Here is a 19712-nt window from a genome sequence, read left to right as displayed (position 1 = left end):
CCTCCAGCATACCCGGAACCCTTTGATGAGGTTCGCACAGTGGGTATACGCATTCCCGTCACACTCGGCGTCATTGAACCTCTGGCCCTGACACCCTTCAAAGCTCAGAAAATAGCCCTGGTCTGTGAAGGCGGCGGTCAGCGCGGTATTTTCACCGCAGGCGTATTAGACGAATTTCAGCGTGCCCGATTCAACCCTTTTCAACTGATGCTCGGCACCTCTGCCGGTGCACAAAATCTCTCTGCCTTTGTCTGTGGTCAGCCCGGCTACGCCCGTCGCGTGATTACCCGCTATACCACCAGTAAACTCTTTTTTGATCCGCTGCGTTTTGTGCGCGGAGGTAATCTGATCGATCTCGACTGGTTGATCGATATTACCCGCAGTGAATTTCCGCTGGCGATGAGCAGCGCGGAACAGCTGTTCTCCAGCGGCCGGGAGTTTTATATGTGCGCCTGCCGTAGCGACGACTATACGCCCGGTTATTTTACTCCCACCGCCGACAACTGGCTGGATCTGATTAAAGCCTCCAGTGCCATTCCCGGTTTTTACCGGCTGGGCGTCAATCTGGAAGGGATAAGCTATCTCGATGGCGGCATCAGCGATGCCATTCCGGTGCGTGAAGCCGCCCGTCGCGGGGCCGATACCATTGTGGTGATCCGCACCGTGCCGTCGCAGATGTTCTATACCCCGAAATGGTTTAAGCGGATGGAGCGCTGGCTCAGCACCGGGGCACTACAGCCGATGATCAACGTGCTGAATAAGCATGAGCAGAGCTATCGCGAAATTCAGCAGTTTATCGAGAATCCGCCCGACGATTTGCGCATTATCGAAATCTTCCCGCCGCATGTGCTGGCCAGCAGTGCCCTTGGCAGCCGTGTTGCCGCGCTGAATCAGGATTATCATCTGGGACGGCGCTGTGGCCGCTATTTCCTCGCCACGCTGGGCCAGTGGCTGAGCGATGCGGAACCGATGAGCTCAACGCGCATCGTTACGCCACCTGCGCCGGTCGCCAATGCACCGGATACCCGATTGATTATCACGCCGCCGCTGGCGGACAATGATGCAGATTATGACAAAGGATCGCTGGCATGATGTTTATCGACACGCACTGTCATTTCGACTTTCCGCCTTTCGAAGGGGATGCTGCCGACAGCCTGGTGCGCGCCGCGGAAGCGGGTGTAGAGAAGATTATCATTCCGGCAATCGATGCCAGCCGGTTTGAGCGCGTCTGCGCACTGGCTGCTGAGCATTCGCCGCTTTACGCGGCGCTGGGCCTGCACCCCATCGTCATTGAAAATCACCTTGAGGCGCATCTTGAGCAGCTGGAAACCTTACTGCAACAGCGGCCACGTAAGCTGGTGGCGATCGGTGAGATCGGGCTGGATCTCTATCGCGACAATCCGCAGTTTGATAAGCAGCAACGCTTTCTTGAGGCGCAGCTTAAGCTGGCAAAGCGTTATGCGTTGCCGGTGATCCTGCATTCACGCCGTACACATGACAAGCTGGCACAGATTCTGCGTCGTCACGATCTGCCGCGCCGTGGCGTGGTGCACGGTTTCGCGGGCAGCCTGCAGCAGGCACAGGCCTTTATTAAGCTGGGTTATGCGATTGGCATTGGCGGGACCATTACCTATGAACGCGCCAGCAAAACCCGTCAGACCGTAGCACAGCTGCCGCTCTCGTCGCTGCTACTGGAAACCGATGCACCCGATATGCCGCTGCAGGGCTTTCAGGGCCAGCCAAACCGCCCTGAACGGGCGCGTCAGGTGTGGGAGGTGCTCTGCAGCCTGCGAGAAGAGTCACCCGAAGAGATTGCCGATGCGTTGTGGCACAACAGCCAGCAACTCTTCCAGCTCGATCCCGCCTTCCCGGCGCTGCATAACTGACCGGATCTGCCTCATCTGTGCTTGAATGTGACAATAGTAACATTGGGCCGGCTGGCGTATAATGGCCACTAAACGCTGTTATCTGCGATTATTGTCACAGAGAGTGTGGCACGATTGCACTAATTTCTTATCCCTATGTGACTGCTGGCACATATCAGGCCGCTTCTGAGTGTTATTATTATAACATTCCGCCGGCAAGCCGGTGGGTTGCACCCCGATCCTTTGGAGAGCCTCATGACCGATATTAAACCTCTTGCCCTGCGCGCCCTGAAACTGATGGATTTAACCACCCTGAATGACGACGACACCGACGCAAAAGTGATCGCCCTGTGTCATCAGGCTAAATCCCCGGCAGGCAATACCGCCGCCATCTGTATCTATCCGCGCTTTATTCCGATTGCGCGTAAAACGTTGCGGGAGCAGGGTACGCCGGAGATCCGCATCGCTACGGTGACCAACTTCCCGCACGGTAATGACGACATCGATATTGCACTGGCAGAGACCCGCGCCGCCATCGCCTACGGTGCGGATGAAGTGGATGTGGTCTTCCCGTACCGCGCGCTGATCGCCGGTAACAGCCAGATTGGTTTCGATCTGGTAAAAGCCTGTAAAACCGCCTGCGCTGAAGCGGACGTGCTGCTGAAAGTCATCATCGAAACCGGTGAGCTGAAAGAAGAAGCGCTGATCCGTCAGGCTTCTGAGATTGCCATTGATGCGGGTGCCGACTTCATTAAAACCTCCACCGGTAAAGTACCGGTTAACGCCACGCCGGAAGTGGCGCAGATCATGATGAATGTGATCCGTGACAAAGGCGTCAGCCAGCAGGTTGGTTTCAAACCGGCGGGCGGCGTGCGCACTGCTGAAGATGCTGCGATCTATCTGCAGATGGCCGAAGAGACGCTGGGTGCCGACTGGGCCGATGCGCGCCATTTCCGTTTTGGTGCATCAAGCCTGCTGGCGAGCCTGCTCAACACCCTGGGTCATGACAGCGACACCAGTAAAGCGGGTTACTGATCCTTCAGGCGGTCGCTGACCGCCTGTTCTCCATCCTGATTTCCCTGAACCAGGGGGCTACTTTGTTCCTGCCACAAGAAATTATTCGCAAAAAACGTGACGGCCAGGCGCTGACTGAAGAGGAGATTCGCTTCTTCATTAACGGCGTGCGTGATAACACCGTCTCTGAAGGTCAGATTGCCGCGCTGGCAATGACTATCTGGTTCCATGATATGACACTGCCGGAGCGGGTTGCGCTGACGATGGCGATGCGTGATTCCGGTACGGTACTTAACTGGAAATCACTCAACCTTAACGGGCCGGTGGTGGATAAGCACTCGACCGGCGGCGTCGGCGATGTCACATCGCTGATGTTAGGGCCGATGGTCGCCGCCTGCGGCGGATATGTGCCGATGATCTCCGGTCGTGGTCTGGGGCATACCGGCGGCACGCTGGATAAACTGGAAGCGATTCCGGGCTTCGATATTTTCCCCAGTGATGATCGTTTCCGCGAGATCATTAAGCAGGTCGGTGTGGCGATTATCGGCCAGACCAGCTCGCTGGCCCCGGCAGATAAGCGCTTTTACGCGACGCGCGACATCACCGCCACCGTTGATTCTATTCCGTTAATCACCGCCTCGATTCTGGCGAAGAAGCTGGCCGAGGGACTGGATGCGCTGGTGATGGATGTCAAAGTGGGTTCCGGCGCATTTATGCCAACCTATGAAGCATCAGAAAATCTGGCGCAGTCGATTGTGGGCGTTGCCAACGGCGCAGGCTGCCAGACCACCGCGCTGCTGACGGACATGAATCAGGTGCTTGCCTCGTCAGCCGGTAACGCGCTGGAAGTGCGCGAAGCGGTGCGCTTCCTGACCGGTGAACAGCGCAATCCGCGCCTGCTGGAAGTGACGCTGGCGCTCTGCAGCGAAATGCTGATCTCCGGCAAACTGGCCGCCAGCGACGCCGACGCGCGTCAGAAGCTAATGACGGTGCTGGATAACGGCAAGGCGGCTGAGGTGTTTGGCCGCATGATCGCTGCCCAGCAGGGACCGGCTGATTTCGTCGAACGCTATGACACTTATCTGCCCGCGGCAATGCTGAGTAAACCGGTTTATGCCGACCAGCCAGGCATCGTCAGCAGCATGGATACCCGTGCGCTGGGCCTGGCGGTGGTGGCGATGGGCGGCGGACGTCAGCGTGCCAGCGACAGCATCGACTACAGCGTCGGCCTGAGCGACATGATTACCCTGGGCGAACGTGCCGATGCACAGCGTCCGCTGGCGATGATTCACGCCAGCAGCGAAGACAAATGGCAGCAGGCCGCCGCAGCGGTTAAAGCTGCGCTGGTGCTCGGGGATTCAGCACCGGCAGAGACGCCAGTTGTCTATCGCCGTGTGAGCAATCTCAGCTAACTGACCAGTAACCGATGCCAGCCGCGATGCATTCGGGTATACTGATCTGATCGCTTTTTTTTGACTTGTCACGCGCCAATGCGCAGGAGACTTGCATGAAACGTGCTTTTATTATGGTTCTCGATTCCTTTGGAATTGGCTCCAGTAAAGATGCCGATAAATTCGGCGACGCAGGTTCAGATACCCTGGGTCATATCGCCGAAGCCTGTTTTAACGGTGAGGCAGACAAGGGACGTAAAGGTCCCTTACATCTGCCTAATCTCACCGCGCTGGGGCTGGGTAAAGCCGCCGAGCTGTCGACCGGCCGCTTCCCGGCGGGTCTGGATCCTGAGGCAAAAATCACCGGCGCGTACGCATACGCCAGCGAGCTTTCGTCAGGTAAAGATACGCCGTCAGGCCATTGGGAGATCGCCGGTGTACCGGTGCTGTTTGACTGGGGCTACTTCAGCGACAAAGAGAACAGTTTCCCGCAGGAACTGCTGGACAAGCTGGTTGAGCGCGCCGACCTGCCGGGCTATCTCGGTAACTGCCACTCTTCAGGTACGGTGATCCTTGATCAGCTGGGCGAAGAGCATATGAAAACCGGCAAGCCGATTTTCTATACCTCTGCGGACTCCGTATTCCAGATCGCCTGTCACGAAGAGACCTTTGGTCTTGAGCGGCTCTATGCGCTGTGCGAAATCGCCCGCGAAGAGCTGACCGAAGGGGGCTACAACATTGGCCGCGTGATCGCCCGCCCGTTTGTGGGTGACAAAGCGGGTCAGTTCGAGCGTACCGGTAACCGTCACGATCTGGCGGTCGAGCCGCCATCCGCTACCATGCTGAAAAAGCTGGTGGATGAGAAGGGCGGTCACGTGATCTCCGTGGGTAAAATCGCCGATATCTATGCTGAGCAGGGCATTACCAAAAAGGTCAAAGCGACCGGTCTGGATGCGCTTTTTGACGCGACGATTCAGGAGATGAAAACCGCGCCGGATCAGGCGATTGTTTTCACCAACTTCGTTGATTTCGACTCCACCTGGGGACATCGTCGCGATGTCGCCGGTTATGCGGGCGGGCTGGAGCTGTTTGACCGTCGTCTGCCTGAGTTGATGGCGCTGGTTGGCGAAGATGACATTCTGATCCTGACCGCTGACCACGGCTGTGATCCGACCTGGGAAGGCACGGAGCACACGCGTGAGCACATTCCGATTCTGATCTACGGACCGAAAGTGGAGCCGGGTTCACTCGGATACCGCGAGACTTTCGCCGATATTGGTCAGACAATTGCACACTATTTTGGCCTGTCCGAGATGGACTATGGCAAGAACATGCTGTAAATCAGCAATTTAATAAGGATTAAACAATGGCAACCCCACATATTAATGCTGAAATGGGCGATTTCGCAGACGTCGTACTGATGCCTGGTGATCCGCTGCGCGCAAAACACATCGCAGAAACCTTCCTGGAAAACGCGGTTGAAGTAAATAACGTGCGCGGCATGCTGGGCTACACCGGTACTTACAAAGGCCGTAAAGTCTCTGTAATGGGGCACGGAATGGGTATCCCTTCCTGCTCCATCTACACCAAAGAGCTGATCACGGACTTCGGCGTGAAAAAGATCATTCGTGTCGGCTCCTGTGGTGCCGTACGTGCTGACGTAAAACTGCGTGATATCGTGATCGGGATGGGTGCCTGCACCGATTCCAAAGTGAACCGTATGCGTTTCAAAGATCACGACTTCGCGGCGATTGCTGACTTCGACATGGTGCGTAACGCGGTTGATGCGGCAAAAAACCTGGGTGTTGAAGCGCGGGTCGGTAACATCTTCTCTGCCGATCTCTTCTACACGCCAGATCCGCAGATGTTCGACGTAATGGAAAAATATGGCATCCTCGGCGTTGAGATGGAAGCTGCGGGTATCTACGGTGTGGCCGCTGAGTTTGGCGCTAAAGCGCTGACCATCTGCACCGTATCAGACCATATCCGTACACACGAGCAGACGACGGCTGCTGAGCGTCAGACAACCTTCAACGACATGATCAGGATTGCGCTGGAGTCTGTCCTGCTGGGTGATTAATGCATGCGGCGGGTGACGATTCCCGCCTGCTGCCCGATCGCCTGTTCAGATCCTCCTTAGCCGGAGGATCTGAGTTTCCCGCCTCGCTTTCCCGGTAACATTCACATTAAATGACACACTTTTGCCGAGGCTTGTGCATCTTCGCGCTGGCACGCCTGCGATCGCGCTTTATCATGGTGCCCAACAACAGATAATAATTAATCTCCTGATAATGCCCCCTGATGAACTTTCGTAACTTCGACGCTGAAGAGAAGCTGTTTGCCCGTCGCGCCGCAATCGCCTTTGCTCTGGTCTGTTTCTGTTTCACCCTTCTTGGCGTAAACCTTTTTCGCTTGCAGGTGCGCGACCATGCCTACTACCAGACGCGCTCCAACCAGAATGACATCAAAATGATCCCCATTGCCCCAACGCGTGGGCTGATTTATGACCGCAATGGCATTCCGCTGGTGCGCAACGTCAGCTGGTATGCCATCACGCTGACGCCCTATAAAATCACCAATATGGACGCCACGCTGCGGGCGCTGACGCCGATCGTAAATCTGACACCCGATGAGATCGACACCTTTCGCCGTGCGCTGAAGCAGAGCAGTCGTTACAAACCGGTCGTGTTGAAAGAAGAGCTGACCGAAGAGCAGGTCGCCCGCTTTGCGGTGAATCAGTTCCGCTTTACCGGTGCCAGCATTGAGACCTACCAGGATCGTGAATATCCCTATGGGGCCGATCTCGCTCATGTGATCGGTTATGTGTCGAAAATCAACGATAACGACTACAAGCGGCTGAATGCGGAAGGTATTGCCGAAAACTATGCGGCGGACCACAACATCGGCAAGCAGGGGATTGAGGGCTATTACGAAGCGCAGCTGCATGGCAAGCCGGGTTATCAGGAAGTGGAAGTGGATAACCATGGCCGCATTGTGCGCGTGCTGAAAGAGGTGCCGCCGGTCGCGGGTAAAAACCTGACGCTGACGCTGGATCTGCATCTGCAACAGTATGTGGAGAGCCTGCTGGCGGGGCAGCGTGCGGCGCTGCTGATTGAGGATCCGCACGACGGCTCTGTGCTGGCGATGGTTTCCAGTCCCAGCTACGACCCGAATCCGTTTGTGAAAGGCATCAGCTATCAGGCCTACAAAAAGCTGCTGCAGGATAAAGACCTGCCGCTGATCAACCGCGTCACACAGGGACTCTATCCGCCCGCCTCGACGGTGAAGCCTTATATGGCGATGTCGGCGCTGCTGACCCATGTGATTACGCCACAGACGCAGTTCTTTGGTGCGCCGACCTGGACGCTGCCGGGGACGGACCGGCGCTATCGCGACTGGAAGAAAACCGGGCACGGCATGCTGGATGTCACTCGCGCGATAGAAGAGTCTGCCGACACCTTCTTCTATCAGGTGGCGTTTATGATGGGCATTGACCGGATTCACACCATGCTCAGCCAGTTTGGCTATGGTAAATCGACCGGCATCGACCTGAATGAGGAGTATAACGGCCTGCTGCCGAGCCGCGAGTGGAAACAGAAGGTGCATAAAAAGGCCTGGTATCAGGGCGATACGGTCTCCGTCGGTATTGGTCAGGGCTACTGGATTGCGACGCCGATTCAGATGGTGAAAGCGATGGTCGCGCTGATTAACAACGGTCGGGTTATCGCACCACATCTGCTGGAGAAAACCCAGCGCGGCACGCTGGTTGAAAACTACCATCCGCAGCTGCGCGAAGCACAGATTGGCGATCCTCACTCACCTTACTGGTCACTGGTGCGTCACGCGATGTTTGGCATGGCTAACGCGCCTGACGGCACCGGTTATAAATATTTCCATACGGCACCTTATGGCATCGCCGCAAAAAGCGGGACGTCGCAGGTTTTCAGCCTGCGTCAGAACCAGACTTATAACGCGAAGATGATTCCGGTGCGGCTGCGTGACCATATCTTCTATACCGCCTTTGCGCCGTTTAATGATCCGAAAGTGGCGGTGGCGTTAATTCTGGAAAATGGTGGCGGGGAAGGGGTAACGGCTGCGCCCGTGATGCGGGATATTCTGGACCATATCTTTATTCCGCCGGTGCCAGAAGCACCCGCTCAGGCCACACCGTAAAAAGGGGGCGAAGGCCCCCGCAGAGCATCAGACTTTAAGCGTTTTGGTCACCTGTCCGATGGCGCGCACCACGTCCGTTGCGCCTTCACGGATTTCTGCAATCACGCCGCCCGCCTCCTGAGCCAGCTGTACGCCCTGGTCGGCACGTTTCAGGTTGGACTCAATACCTTTCAGCGCCCGGCTGGCCAGCAGATGATTTTGCTGAATCCGGTTTTCAATGTCGGTAGTGGCGCGGTTAATGTTGGCTGCCAGCGTGCGGACTTCGTTAGCCACCACCGCAAAGCTGCGGCCATGGGTGCCGGCCCGCGCCGCTTCAATGGCGGCATTCAGCGCCAGCAGGTTAGTCTGATCGGCTATCCGACGGATGCCTTCCACAATCGCGCCGATACGATCGGAGGACTCACTGAGGCCGGTAATATCACCGGAGATCCCCTGCAGTTCACCCGCCAGCGCATTCATGGTCTGCACGCTGCTGGCGATGACATCGGCACCCAGCTTTGTGCTTTCATCCGTTTGCATTGCGGTGTGATAAGCCCGCTGCGCCGCATCATGCTCCTGCTGATTCTTTTCCACCTGTGCCGTCACATCCGTGGCGAATTTGACGATTTTGTAGAGCCGGCCCTGCTCGTCAAATACCGGATTGTAGGTGGCGCGCAGCCAGACCGTCTCGCCCTGTTTATTCACCCGGGGAAACTGACCCGAGACAAATTCACCCCGGTTGAGTTGCTGCCAGAACGCGCTATATTCGCGGCTGTCGCGTACAGCCTGCGAACAGAAGCGACTGTGGTGGATTCCTTCTACTTCCTCACGACGGTAGCCCATGGTTTTAAGAAAGTTGTCGTTGGCTTTGAGCACTTCACCTTTGAGGTTAAAGGCGATCACCGCCATCGACCGTTCAATGGCGGTGGTGATGGCGCGCTGCTCCTGCGCATCGTTGATATGACCTGTAATGTCGGTGGCCAGTTTGACGATTTTAATCACCCGGCCATGGCGGTTTTGCACCGGCACATAGTTGGCTTCGAGCCAGATTGGGCGACTGTTTTTCGCCATGCGCAGAAATTTATCGCTGAAGCTTTCGCCCCGATTCAACCGCAGCCAGAAATCCTGATAGTCCCGTGACTGAAGCTGTTCCGGCGTACAAAACAGACTGTGGTGCTGGCCTTCAATCTCCGTCAGCGTGTAGCCCATGCGCGCCAGAAACAGCGCATTGGCGCTGAGAATGGTGCCATCGGGGGAGAACTCAACCATGGCAATGGAGCCGTTGAGCGAGCTCAGCGTGGCCGCTGAGTGTGCCCGCTTCTGCCAGCCGTGGCGAGAAGCGATACCTGATGTAATGGTGGAAAACATGGCGATCCTTATTATTAGTGTGGGTCTCGCATGCTATATCGGCAAAATCGCGGCACAATGCAGCCTTTACCGCTCCGCTGAGTGAAATTTATTCAGCCGACCGCGAGATTTTTGCGCCGGGTCAAACCCGATATTTAAGTTGATGGAAAAGCCGTCAGTCGATGTGATTTTGGTGAAAAGCGTTTGACGCTGCCGGGCCGCTTTGGTTTAATGCGCCCCGTTGCCCGAATAGCTCAGTCGGTAGAGCAGGGGATTGAAAATCCCCGTGTCCCTGGTTCGATTCCGGGTTCGGGCACCAAATTTAAAGAACCCGCCTCTGGCGGGTTTTTGCGTTCTGAGGCGAACCCGTTATCGAAGGTTCGATACACTCGCCACATCCAGTGGCTCGCCCTCCGGGTCGCGCTGACGCGCGATGCAAAAATGCTCCCGACATTTTTGTCCGGGTTCGGGCACCAAATTTAAAGAACCCGCCTCTGGCGGGTTTTTGCGTTCTGAGGCGAACCCGTTATCGAAGGTTCGATACACTCGCCACATCCAGTGGCTCGCCCTCCGGGTCGCGCTGACGCGCGATGCAAAAATGCTCCCGGCATTTTTGTCCGGGTTCGGGCACCAAATTTAAAGAACCCGCCTCTGGCGGGTTTTTGCGTTCTGGAGCGAACCCGTTATCGAAAGGTTCGCCAGACTCCCTGACATTCCCAAAATTCACTTCTGTCCGGCGCATTTCGTTTCCCAACGCTGGAGCAAAGCAAACAGATTTCACGGCGAAACCAATTTGGCGCTTCGCCTCTGTGCTGTGTTGCCAGATCCGCACCGCCTGATGTGCTGTCCAGCCTGCAATTGACCGCGGCTAATCGTCTTTTATTCGCCACTCTTTACAGAATCAGTCTGACAGGCACAATACACCTTTCTTAATCCTGTCTTACGGTCATGTCAGAAGAAGCGCTGCGTCTGCAGATACAGAACCTGAAAAAGCATAATGCGCGTCTGAAGCGTATAGCACATGACGCCCGAACAAAACTCAACGCGGCGCTGGATGGCACCGGACTGTTCCTGTGGCAGCTTGATATTCCCAGCGGCAAACTGGTGATCTTTAACCGGCGCTGGGGTGCGATGCTGGGCTTCCAGCCGAAAGAGACAGATGCCACGTTTGAGTCCTGGAAAGAGAGCCTTCATCCCGACGATGCCGCCGAAGTTTTGCGGGCGTTTAACGATCACATCGCCGGAAGAGCGCCTTACTACGAAGCGCTGCATCGCATGATTGCCAAAAATGGCAGTATCACGTGGGTGCTGGATCGGGGGCGGGTCAGTGAGTGGAACGCGCACGGCGAGCCGGTTAAAGTCATTGGCACTCACATTGACATGACTAAAGAGAAGCAATATGAAGAACAGCTTGCCCTGCTGGCGCTGCACGATCCCCTCACATTGCTTAACAACCGCCATGCCCTGCAAAATGATTTCTGTGAAATGAAAGCGCAGGGTCCACTCTGCGTAGCCTTTATTGATTTGGATAACTTCAAACACGTTAACGACACGCTGGGGCATCGCAGCGGTGATGAAGTGTTAATTCAGTTAAGTCAGCGATTAACTGAGCTTTCTCCAGCAGAAGTGACCATTGGCCGGCTCGGCGGCGATGAGTTCATCCTGCTATTGCCGTTTGCGCTAAACCATCCGCAGGTCAGACAGCTGGCGCATGCCTGCCTCGACGCGGTACTTACTCCTTTTGATTTGGCTAACGGGCATGCGCATATAGGCGCTTCAGTGGGCGTATCCCAGGTCGAGGTAAAAGATGACTTTGATACCGCCCTGGCACGTGCTGATGAAGCAATGTATCGCATTAAGAAAAAGGGGAAACGGGGTGTCGCCTTTGATGCCGCCATATCTGATCCCCTCTGATTCTGCCAGACATCTGCCCTGCACGGCCACGGATATACACTCTTACCTGACTGACTCTGTCTGATTCCCTCCATTATGTTTCACAATAGATCGTCTACAGGACATCCAAACCTATGCGTTTTCCCACAGAAAACACTTTTTAGTACTATTCCGAAAACCGAATGTTCATCTGCGGATTAACCGCAAACTATCGATTCGCTTGCGCCTGAATATTTGCATCTGTCATGGCGTGTCATTCAGCTCAAAATTTTCATTAAATCAGTACAATTGATCATTTATCGATCGAAATCAGCTATTTTCAGCAAGCAGTGTCAATGCCTTGCGTCTCGCTTAATTTTGAGCGCTAAACAAAAGAGGTAAATTGTATTTAGCGCTTCGCTTAGGGAAATTGATCGTTTATTGATCATCTTCACTAACTATTATTGGTGAAGCTATCCTGGTGCCGCTTCGGTTACTATTTTTTCAATTGGACATTTTTCGAAAATGATCGATTAATAGGGCGCGGCGATTTTTGTAAGCAATCTTTTTTTACGCCGTATCCCTTTTTTAAATAGTACTGAGCGATAGTTGAAATGCGTTACCATTGCGAGTGAGGGTTGTGCTACCAATAATGGGGTAGTGTGAAGGATTTTTTATTTTTCTCGCTTGATCGGTCCGATTTTCTGTCTACATTTATGTTGCTGAATCGGCCTGATGAAGCATTAACTGTGCACATTCTGATTTTAATTTCAAAGAGGAACACAGAATGACTCAATATCGTGGTGGGGCCGGAAATTTTGCAGCCGACAAAGAGCGTGCTGCGGAAGCAGGGCGAAAAGGCGGCCAGAAAAGCGGCGGGAACTTTAAAAACGATCCCGAACGTGCCATTGAAGCCGGGCGTAAGGGAGGTAAGGTAAGCCGCAGAAGCTAAACGCTTTTCATACTGCCGTAACGGTAGTTTGGTGCGTTTACCAGGCTGTACAGATTCTCTTTTTATTTGCCTGCAAGATAATTACCTCCTGAATTATGTCGCTGATTTATCATCGGCACAGAGAGACACCGTTAATTAAACCGGTTGGGTTTTCCCTGCCGGTTTTTTTATTTTCTATCGTTTAAACTTATACCGATTAATAAACTCCTGTACAACTAAGTTTTGAATGGCGCTTTTTTTATGCACACAATCTGAAAAAATTTATACATAGATTTATCGATTTGTACAAATTCCACCTGACTAGCGAAGCCGTAGCTATAAAAACTTTTATCCGCTAAATGACTGCTGTGAAAAGGAAAATGCATTTTATATGCCACTTCTGTCTTAAATTCAGGCTGATGAAACGTGCGATATTAATAATCTCCACTAGACTTTTCAGGTGTCAACGACATGACTGCCGTTGCGTTATTAACGACGCAGCTTTTTAATCAATGAGGCTATCTTATGACAGTGAAAACGTTAAACGATCTGTTCATCCATGACCTATCCGATGTATACAGCGCTGAGAAACAGATAACCCGTGCATTGCCTAAAATGGCGCGCGCAGCCAGTGACGAAAACCTTATTGCTGCATTCAATCAGCACCTGGAAGAGACCCGTGCTCAGATTGAACGACTGGATGAACTGGTAGACGTGACACCTGAAGTCAAAATCAAAAGAATGAAATGCCATGCGCTTGAAGGTCTGGTTGAAGAGGCCCAGGAAATTATCGACTCGGTCGAAAAGGGCGAAATCCGCGATCAGGGGCTGATCGGTGCAGCGCAGAAAGTAGAGCACTATGAGATTGCTACTTACGGTACGCTGCATGCGCTGGCGCTGAAGCTGGGTTATACCAAAGCGGCAGAGCTGCTGGCCGCGACCCTGGATGAAGAGAAACAAACGGATGAGAAACTCACCTCGGTAGCCGAAGCTATTACTGTCTCTTAAGGAGTAAGACATGACTGCGATTGAACACTATCATGACTGGCTGCGCGATGCGCATGCGATGGAAAAGCAGGCAGAAAGCATGCTGAGCAAGATGTCAGGCCGTCTTGAACACTATCCGTCGCTGGAACAGCGTCTGGCACAACATCTGGAAGAGACTAAGCACCAGCTGACCCTGCTGGAACAGTTGCTCGACAGCCACGGTATCGATCACTCTGTGATGAAAGATGTGATGGGTAAAATGGCGGCGACCGGCCAGGCGGTTGGCGGTATGTTTAACTCAGATGAAGTGGTGAAGGGTGCCATCAGTGGTTACGTTTTTGAGAACGCTGAAATCGCCAGCTACACCAGCCTGATCGCCGCGGCGGAGCAGGTAGGCGATACGCAGGGCGTACGCATCCTCAACGAGATCCGCGATCAGGAAGTGGCCATGGCGGAGTGGCTGCTGCAGCATCTGCCGGAAGTGACTCAGCAGTTCCTGCAACTTGCGGCGCAGCCGGGCGCTGAAGCGAAGAAGTAGTTGTCAGAAAGCCTGCACGAAAAAAGCCGGGGATTGCCCGGCTTTTTGCGTTTTAGTGATTTGCAGGCTGCGACACTCAGTCAGCCATTAAATGCCCATACATCGTCATCAGCTTACGCGTGACGCCGTTCGTCCAGCCGAAGCCATCCTGTAATGGATACTCGCCGCCGCCGCCGGGACGCGCACGTTCGCCGCTGATGTCATACTTTTCGACCAGCTTGTGGTGCAGCTGATAGAAGTTATTAACCGTATTAAGCCAGTTTACCGCGACTTCACTTGCCAGCGTCTCTTCACCGTAGTTATTCAGGCCAACAACGGCCATCCACTGCATCGGTGCCCAGCCGTTAGGACGATCCCACTGCTCACCACTTTCCACCATTGAAGTCAGCAGGCCACCGTTACTCAGCAGCAGATGACGCAGTGAGATTGCCTGCAGGTGCGCCTGATGCGGCGTCGCCAGACCCACAAACAGCGGAACGACCGAGGCAACGGTAAAGGCACCAAAACGCTCACGACGCCAGTCGTAATCGCGGAATACACCAGCGGTGCTATCCCACAGGTAACGAGTGATAGCACGTTTCCGCGTTTCCGCTTTTTTCTGCCACGCCAGCGCCGTCAGCTCTTCGCCTTTGGCGTGCGACAGGGTGGCAATCATCAGTTCCAGCTTGTACAGGAACGCGTTCAGATCGATAGGGATAAACTGTGTGGTACGGATACTCGACAGACGTTTCGGATTACGCAGCCAGCGTGAGGAGTAATCCCAGCCCGACTCCGCACCAGCACGCAGGTCACGATAGACTTCGCTGGCCGGACGTTTAGATTCGCGGGCGGTTTCGACATCTTCCATCCATGACTCATCACGTGGCGTATCGCGGTCATCCCAGTAACGATTCAGCAGTGAGCCATTTGGCATCCGCACGACGTGGCGATAGGCCTGGTTTGGCATCAGTGAGCCGGCACCATCCATCCAGAACTGATATTCCTTCATCAGCTGTTCCTGATAGCGCTTCGCACCGCGCACGCCATCCTCTTCAAACAGCTCGACCATCAGCGCAAACACCGGTGGCTGAGAACGGCTGAGATAATAAGTACGGTTGCCGTTTGGCACATGGCCATAGTTATCAATTAGCCAGGCGAAGTTATCTGCCATGTGACGCAGCAGGTCATCACGGCCCGATTCCGCCAGCCCCAGCATGGTGAAGTAGGAATCCCAGTAATAGGTTTCGCCAAAGCGTCCGCCTGGTACCACATAGGGTTTAGGTAAGGGCAGCAGCGAGGAGTGCGGCATATGTTGCTGCGGCATTTTGGTCAGAACCGGCCACAGGTCATCGATATGCTCGTTGAGCGATTTATCCGGGTTGGAGACATAAAAACTTTCGTTTACGCCAGGCAGATAAAAGTGATCGGCAACAAAACGTGACAGGTCGAAATCACTGCTGCGTTTCTGTCGACGATAGCGCATCAGCACATCCAGCGGATCGTACTTAGGCGAACAGTCAGGGAAGGTTTTGCTGTCCTCGAAAATCCGCGACATCTGGACATGTTCAAACAGTTCCAGATAACGATCGGCAGGGGTGAGCGCATCCGGCGCCGGTAAGCCTTCAATCAGCTCCGGTTCCGGTTCAGAATCCTGCATGCGATCCAGTTTCAGTTCATGGGGATCGTATTGATACTCAACTTCCGCCCCGGCACGAACCTCTTCAGGTGCATTTTGTTGCTGGCGATGGGTATTAATAACGGCCTCCTGAGCGGTCGTGGTTGCACAAAGGAGAAATTATAGACCTCTCATCCTGCGGAACAACAATGCAGAATATCTATGAACGTAATAAAAATTGTCGATTAATCGAGCTTTTTTAATAAATTCCAGTCAATTCAACCAAATATAGCGAATTTCACAAAAAACGCATTTCGGATGAATCTCTTAGCGACACGAATAAAAAAATTTAAGCTGAAGAAAACTGGCATTTATTCACATTTTGTAAAAAAAACCGCAACCGCAAAGGGTGCAGAAAATGGCATACGCAACGTAAATCAGGGCAGGAGTGAGAACTGAGCGGGCCAGGTTGCCCGCTCAGAGAGAGCTGGATTAATGGTTCGCCAGTGCTGTGCGGATCACCGACTGCCAGCTTGTGGTCGGGCGACCAATCAGTTTGCTCAACTGACGCGAATCATCAAACAGGCCACCTTTTTCTGCACCGGCATCGGAATCTGCCAGCATCTCTGCCAGACCTTCTGGCAGGCCAGCGCCTTTCAGCGCGGCGGCAAAGTCAGCCTGAGACAGATTGACATAATCGACTTTCTCACCACTCTGTGCGGCAATCTCCGCAGCAAACTGCGCCAGCGTATAGCTGTCGTCGCCGGACAATTCATAGACTTTGCCCGCCTGATCGTCACGGGTCATCACTTCAGCCGCCGCTTCAGCGTAATCCTGACGGGCAGCAGAGGCGATGCGGCCTTCACCCGCCGCGCCGATAAACGCATGATGTGCCAGCGCCGGTGGAATGCTGGCGGCGTAGTTCTCGGTGTACCAGCCGTTACGCAGCAGCGCGAACGGAATGCCAGAGGCTTTCAGCAGCGCTTCTGTCGCGCGATGTTCAACACCTAAACCCAGTGGTGAGGTATCTGCATGCAGCAGGCTGGTGTAGGCGATAAAGCTCACGCCTGCAACCTTTGCAGCGTCGATGACAGCTTTATGCTGCGCCTCACGCTGGCCCACTTCACTGCCCGAAATCAGCAGCAGCTTATCCACGCCTGCAAAAGCAGCCTCCAGCGTCTCTGGCTGGCCATAATCGGCCTGGCGCACAATCACGCCCAGCGCAGCAAGATCGGCCGCTTTAGCGGGCGTACGCACAGCGGCAACGATTTCTGCTGCCGGAACTTTTTTCAGTAATGCATCGATAACGATTCGGCCCAGCTGGCCGGTGGCACCTGTGACTGCAATCATGGGATGACTCCTGTGGCTGTTGGTGAAATCCAGACTAGGGTATAAACTAATTTTTAGTAAGTACTTACAGAATTGTTAGTTTGAGGTGCGCAGCTTAAATGTCTGAAAAATTGAGTGAAAAATTTAGTCGTGGTGAACTACTCAACGTTAACTGTCCGTCGCGCGACGTACTGAAACGGGTGACCAGCCGCTGGAGCGTACTGATTCTGCTGGCTCTCCAGGACCAGACGCTGCGCTTCAGTGCATTGCGCCGGGCGGTCGGTGGCGTCAGTGAACGGATGCTGGCGCAGAATCTGCGCTATCTGGAGGAAGATGGCTTCGTGCAGCGCATCGCTTACGATGTCGTACCGCCGCACGTGGAATATCGTCTGACCCCGCTTGGTCGTGAAGTCAGTGAACAGGTTGTGGGGCTGGCAGACTGGCTGGAGCTGAACCTGAGCCGGATTCTGGCACAGCGCGAAAAATCTGCAGATGAGTAAAACCCTCGCCTGTCAGCCATCTCGTCGTGAAAGTGTGGAGATGCTGGCAGGCGATTTATGATCTGTTCTTCTCTCCTTTCACTCCCTGAAACCGGAATAACCTAACGGCAGCGAAAATAACCCAAGCGGGTTTCTCGCCTTTTTGCTGGTTATTAAATCATTTCATCAGGCTCAGGCCCGGAATAACTGGCTGCTTCGGATGCGCTGTTAATTCATTACGGCATTTTGACCCATTTTATTAACATCTCCGGTAGCGCTTAAATGCGCCGCTCTGGCTATTTTTCACCTGGATTCAGGTCTGGATTAGCCAGGGTAATGCAAAAAAATAAACAAAGCGGCGCGGGTAGCGAATTACTGATATAACTCGTTAATAAGTAAGATTATTTAAATTTTCCACTGCCGGGTTTGACCTTTTTTAAATCAGGGTTTATAACAAAATAACGTCTGAAAACAGCCGGTTGAGGCTTTTTTTGAGTCAGGATTTGCTTTGCCGATGTGAAATTTTAAAGTGACAAATACCGTAACATTAACGACACATAAATACGCTCTGATTAACCTTTAGGCCTTATTTTTAAATAAGTAATTCCCACTAAAAACAATGATCAAAATCAACAAAGACTGTTATAGTTTTCATTAACCCCACTGTTTCTGTTTCCTCGTCGCGAATAGTTCTAAATTTGCGGCGGGAATTTCAATAAGCGCAGAGAAGTCAGCGCATCAGGCATAAGTTGTTAATAATAAGTAAATACATGGTGTTCTATGTGGCAAAGAGGTAAGCAATGTTCGGATTAGATGCCTTTCATCTGGCCAGGATTCAGTTCGCATTTACTGTTTCCTTCCATATTATCTTTCCCGCCATCACCATCGGTCTCGCCAGTTTCCTGGCTGTACTCGAAGGTATGTGGCTCAAAACCCGCGATCAAACCTATCGCGATCTCTACCATTTCTGGTCCAAAATCTTTGCCGTTAACTTCGGTATGGGTGTGGTGTCAGGGCTGGTGATGGCTTATCAGTTCGGGACGAACTGGAGCGGCTTCTCAGAGTTTGCCGGCAGTATCACCGGTCCGCTGCTGACCTATGAAGTGCTGACGGCGTTCTTCCTGGAAGCGGGCTTCCTGGGTGTGATGCTGTTTGGCTGGAATCGCGTAGGTCCGGGTCTGCACTTCTTTGCCACCTGTATGGTCGCCCTGGGAACACTGATTTCGACTTTCTGGATCCTGGCCTCTAACAGCTGGATGCATACGCCGCAGGGCTACATCATCCAGAATGGCATCGTGGTTCCGCAGGACTGGTTCAAAATCGTCTTTAACCCCTCTTTCCCTTACCGGTTGTTCCATATGTCGGTGGCAGCGTTTCTGGCGAGTGCCTTCTTTGTCGGCTCGTCGGCGGCCTGGCATCTGCTGAAGGGCAACAACAATCCTGCCATCCGCAGGATGTTCTCCATGGCATTGTGGATGGCGCTGATCGTCGCGCCGATTCAGGCAATGATTGGTGATGCTCACGGTCTGAACACGCTGGAACATCAGCCTGCCAAGATCGCGGCGATTGAAGGTCACTGGGAAAACCCGCCGGGTGAAGCCACACCGCTTATTCTGTTTGGTATTCCTGACATGGAGCAGGAGCGCACCAAATATGCGCTGGAAGTGCCTTATCTTGGCAGTCTGATTCTGACGCACAGTCTGGACAAGCAGGTTCCGGCGCTGAAGTCGTTCCCGAAAGAGGATCGACCTAATTCAACGGTGATTTTCTGGTCCTTCCGTGTGATGGTGGCGCTGGGCCTGCTGATGATCACGCTGGGCGTGGTCAGCCTCTGGCTGCGTTTCAAAGGACGTCTCTATGAGTCGCGTCCGTTCCTGTGGTTTGCGCTGCTGATGGGACCCTCGGGTCTGATTGCGATTCTGGCTGGTTGGTTTACCACCGAAATCGGTCGTCAGCCGTGGGTGGTTTATGGCGTGCAGCGCACTATTGATGCGGTCTCCGCACATGGCGATATGCACATGAGCATCAGCCTGCTGGCCTTTATTCTGGTCTACAGCTCGGTGTTTGGCGTGGGGTATCACTATATGATGCGTCTGATTAAGCAGGGACCGGTTGTCGGCGAAGGTCATATCACCGAAGAGGGTGGACCGGGTCAGAAGAAAACGCCAGCGCGTCCACTTTCCGCTGCCACCTTTAAGGATGGAGACCACTAA

General features: G+C 53.7%; 16 protein-coding genes and 1 tRNA gene. 14 read left to right on the top strand and 3 right to left on the bottom strand.

The genetic code is table 11. The features are described from left to right. Nucleotides 1–39 precede the first annotated feature (39 nt). The 7 genes from F3I20_RS12170 to mrdA2 all read left to right on the top strand — a co-directional run bounded on the left by F3I20_RS12170 (nt 40) and on the right by mrdA2 (nt 8443). Nucleotides 40–1092 (top strand): patatin-like phospholipase family protein, encoded by a 1053-nt coding sequence (locus F3I20_RS12170; RefSeq protein WP_150014704.1) that lies wholly within the window; start codon nt 40–42, stop codon nt 1090–1092. Next, complete coding sequence (locus F3I20_RS12165) at nt 1089–1886, top strand: TatD family hydrolase (protein WP_150014702.1); 798 nt, start codon at nt 1089–1091, stop codon at nt 1884–1886. Before F3I20_RS12170 ends, F3I20_RS12165 begins: the two co-directional genes overlap by 4 nt. Before the next feature lie 234 nt (nt 1887–2120). Next, nucleotides 2121–2900 (top strand): deoxyribose-phosphate aldolase, encoded by a 780-nt coding sequence (gene deoC, locus F3I20_RS12160; protein ID WP_150014700.1) that lies wholly within the window; start codon nt 2121–2123, stop codon nt 2898–2900. Nucleotides 2901–2962: 62 nt separating this feature from the next. Then, nucleotides 2963–4291, top strand: a complete 1329-nt coding sequence (gene deoA / locus F3I20_RS12155; protein WP_150014698.1) for a thymidine phosphorylase — start codon at nt 2963–2965, stop codon at nt 4289–4291. Nucleotides 4292–4386: 95 nt separating this feature from the next. Next, on the top strand, nt 4387–5610 hold the full coding sequence (gene deoB, locus F3I20_RS12150; RefSeq protein WP_150037712.1) for a phosphopentomutase: 1224 nt from the start codon (nt 4387–4389) through the stop codon (nt 5608–5610). 26 nt (nt 5611–5636) lie between these two features. Further along, on the top strand, nt 5637–6350 hold the full coding sequence (deoD, locus tag F3I20_RS12145) for a purine-nucleoside phosphorylase (RefSeq protein ID WP_150014694.1): 714 nt from the start codon (nt 5637–5639) through the stop codon (nt 6348–6350). 221 nt (nt 6351–6571) lie between these two features. Next, nucleotides 6572–8443 (top strand): peptidoglycan DD-transpeptidase MrdA2, encoded by a 1872-nt coding sequence (gene mrdA2, locus F3I20_RS12140; RefSeq protein WP_150037713.1) that lies wholly within the window; start codon nt 6572–6574, stop codon nt 8441–8443. Nucleotides 8444–8470: 27 nt separating this feature from the next. Here mrdA2 and F3I20_RS12135 read toward each other — a convergent pair whose 3' ends face one another. Then, nucleotides 8471–9790, bottom strand: a complete 1320-nt coding sequence (locus F3I20_RS12135; protein WP_150019334.1) for a methyl-accepting chemotaxis protein — start codon at nt 9788–9790, stop codon at nt 8471–8473. Nucleotides 9791–10012: 222 nt separating this feature from the next. Here F3I20_RS12135 and F3I20_RS12130 point away from each other — a divergent pair. The 5 genes from F3I20_RS12130 to F3I20_RS12110 all read left to right on the top strand — a co-directional run bounded on the left by F3I20_RS12130 (nt 10013) and on the right by F3I20_RS12110 (nt 14097). After that, a tRNA-Phe gene (locus F3I20_RS12130) sits at nt 10013–10088 on the top strand. Between the two features lie 629 nt (nt 10089–10717). Continuing rightward, entirely contained in the window at nt 10718–11683 is a 966-nt protein-coding gene (locus F3I20_RS12125) for a sensor domain-containing diguanylate cyclase (RefSeq protein ID WP_150019335.1), read from the top strand. Between the two features lie 745 nt (nt 11684–12428). Continuing rightward, on the top strand, nt 12429–12593 hold the full coding sequence (locus F3I20_RS12120; RefSeq protein ID WP_004571242.1) for a con-10 family general stress protein: 165 nt from the start codon (nt 12429–12431) through the stop codon (nt 12591–12593). A gap of 504 nt (nt 12594–13097) precedes the next feature. After that, complete coding sequence (locus tag F3I20_RS12115; RefSeq protein ID WP_150038570.1) at nt 13098–13580, top strand: YciE/YciF ferroxidase family protein; 483 nt, start codon at nt 13098–13100, stop codon at nt 13578–13580. A 10-nt stretch (nt 13581–13590) separates the two neighbouring features. Further along, complete coding sequence (locus tag F3I20_RS12110; protein WP_150038568.1) at nt 13591–14097, top strand: ferritin-like domain-containing protein; 507 nt, start codon at nt 13591–13593, stop codon at nt 14095–14097. A 76-nt stretch (nt 14098–14173) separates the two neighbouring features. Here the strand turns inward: F3I20_RS12110 and treF are convergent, their stop codons facing one another. Further along, nucleotides 14174–15832, bottom strand: a complete 1659-nt coding sequence (gene treF, locus F3I20_RS12105) for an alpha,alpha-trehalase TreF (protein WP_150038566.1) — start codon at nt 15830–15832, stop codon at nt 14174–14176. A 351-nt stretch (nt 15833–16183) separates the two neighbouring features. Next, a complete protein-coding gene (locus F3I20_RS12100) occupies nt 16184–17041 on the bottom strand; it encodes an SDR family oxidoreductase (protein WP_150038564.1) in 858 nt (285 codons plus the stop codon). A 98-nt stretch (nt 17042–17139) separates the two neighbouring features. Here F3I20_RS12100 and F3I20_RS12095 point away from each other — a divergent pair, with 98 nt between their 5' ends. Then, entirely contained in the window at nt 17140–17520 is a 381-nt protein-coding gene (locus F3I20_RS12095; protein ID WP_150038563.1) for a winged helix-turn-helix transcriptional regulator, read from the top strand. A 779-nt stretch (nt 17521–18299) separates the two neighbouring features. Beyond that, entirely contained in the window at nt 18300–19712 is a 1413-nt protein-coding gene (locus tag F3I20_RS12090) for a cytochrome ubiquinol oxidase subunit I (RefSeq protein WP_013359002.1), read from the top strand.

It is taken from the genome of Candidatus Pantoea gossypiicola, assembly GCF_008632075.1.
GTDB lineage: Bacteria > Pseudomonadota > Gammaproteobacteria > Enterobacterales > Enterobacteriaceae > Pantoea > Pantoea gossypiicola.
This window is presented reverse-complemented; position numbering and strand designations above follow the sequence as displayed.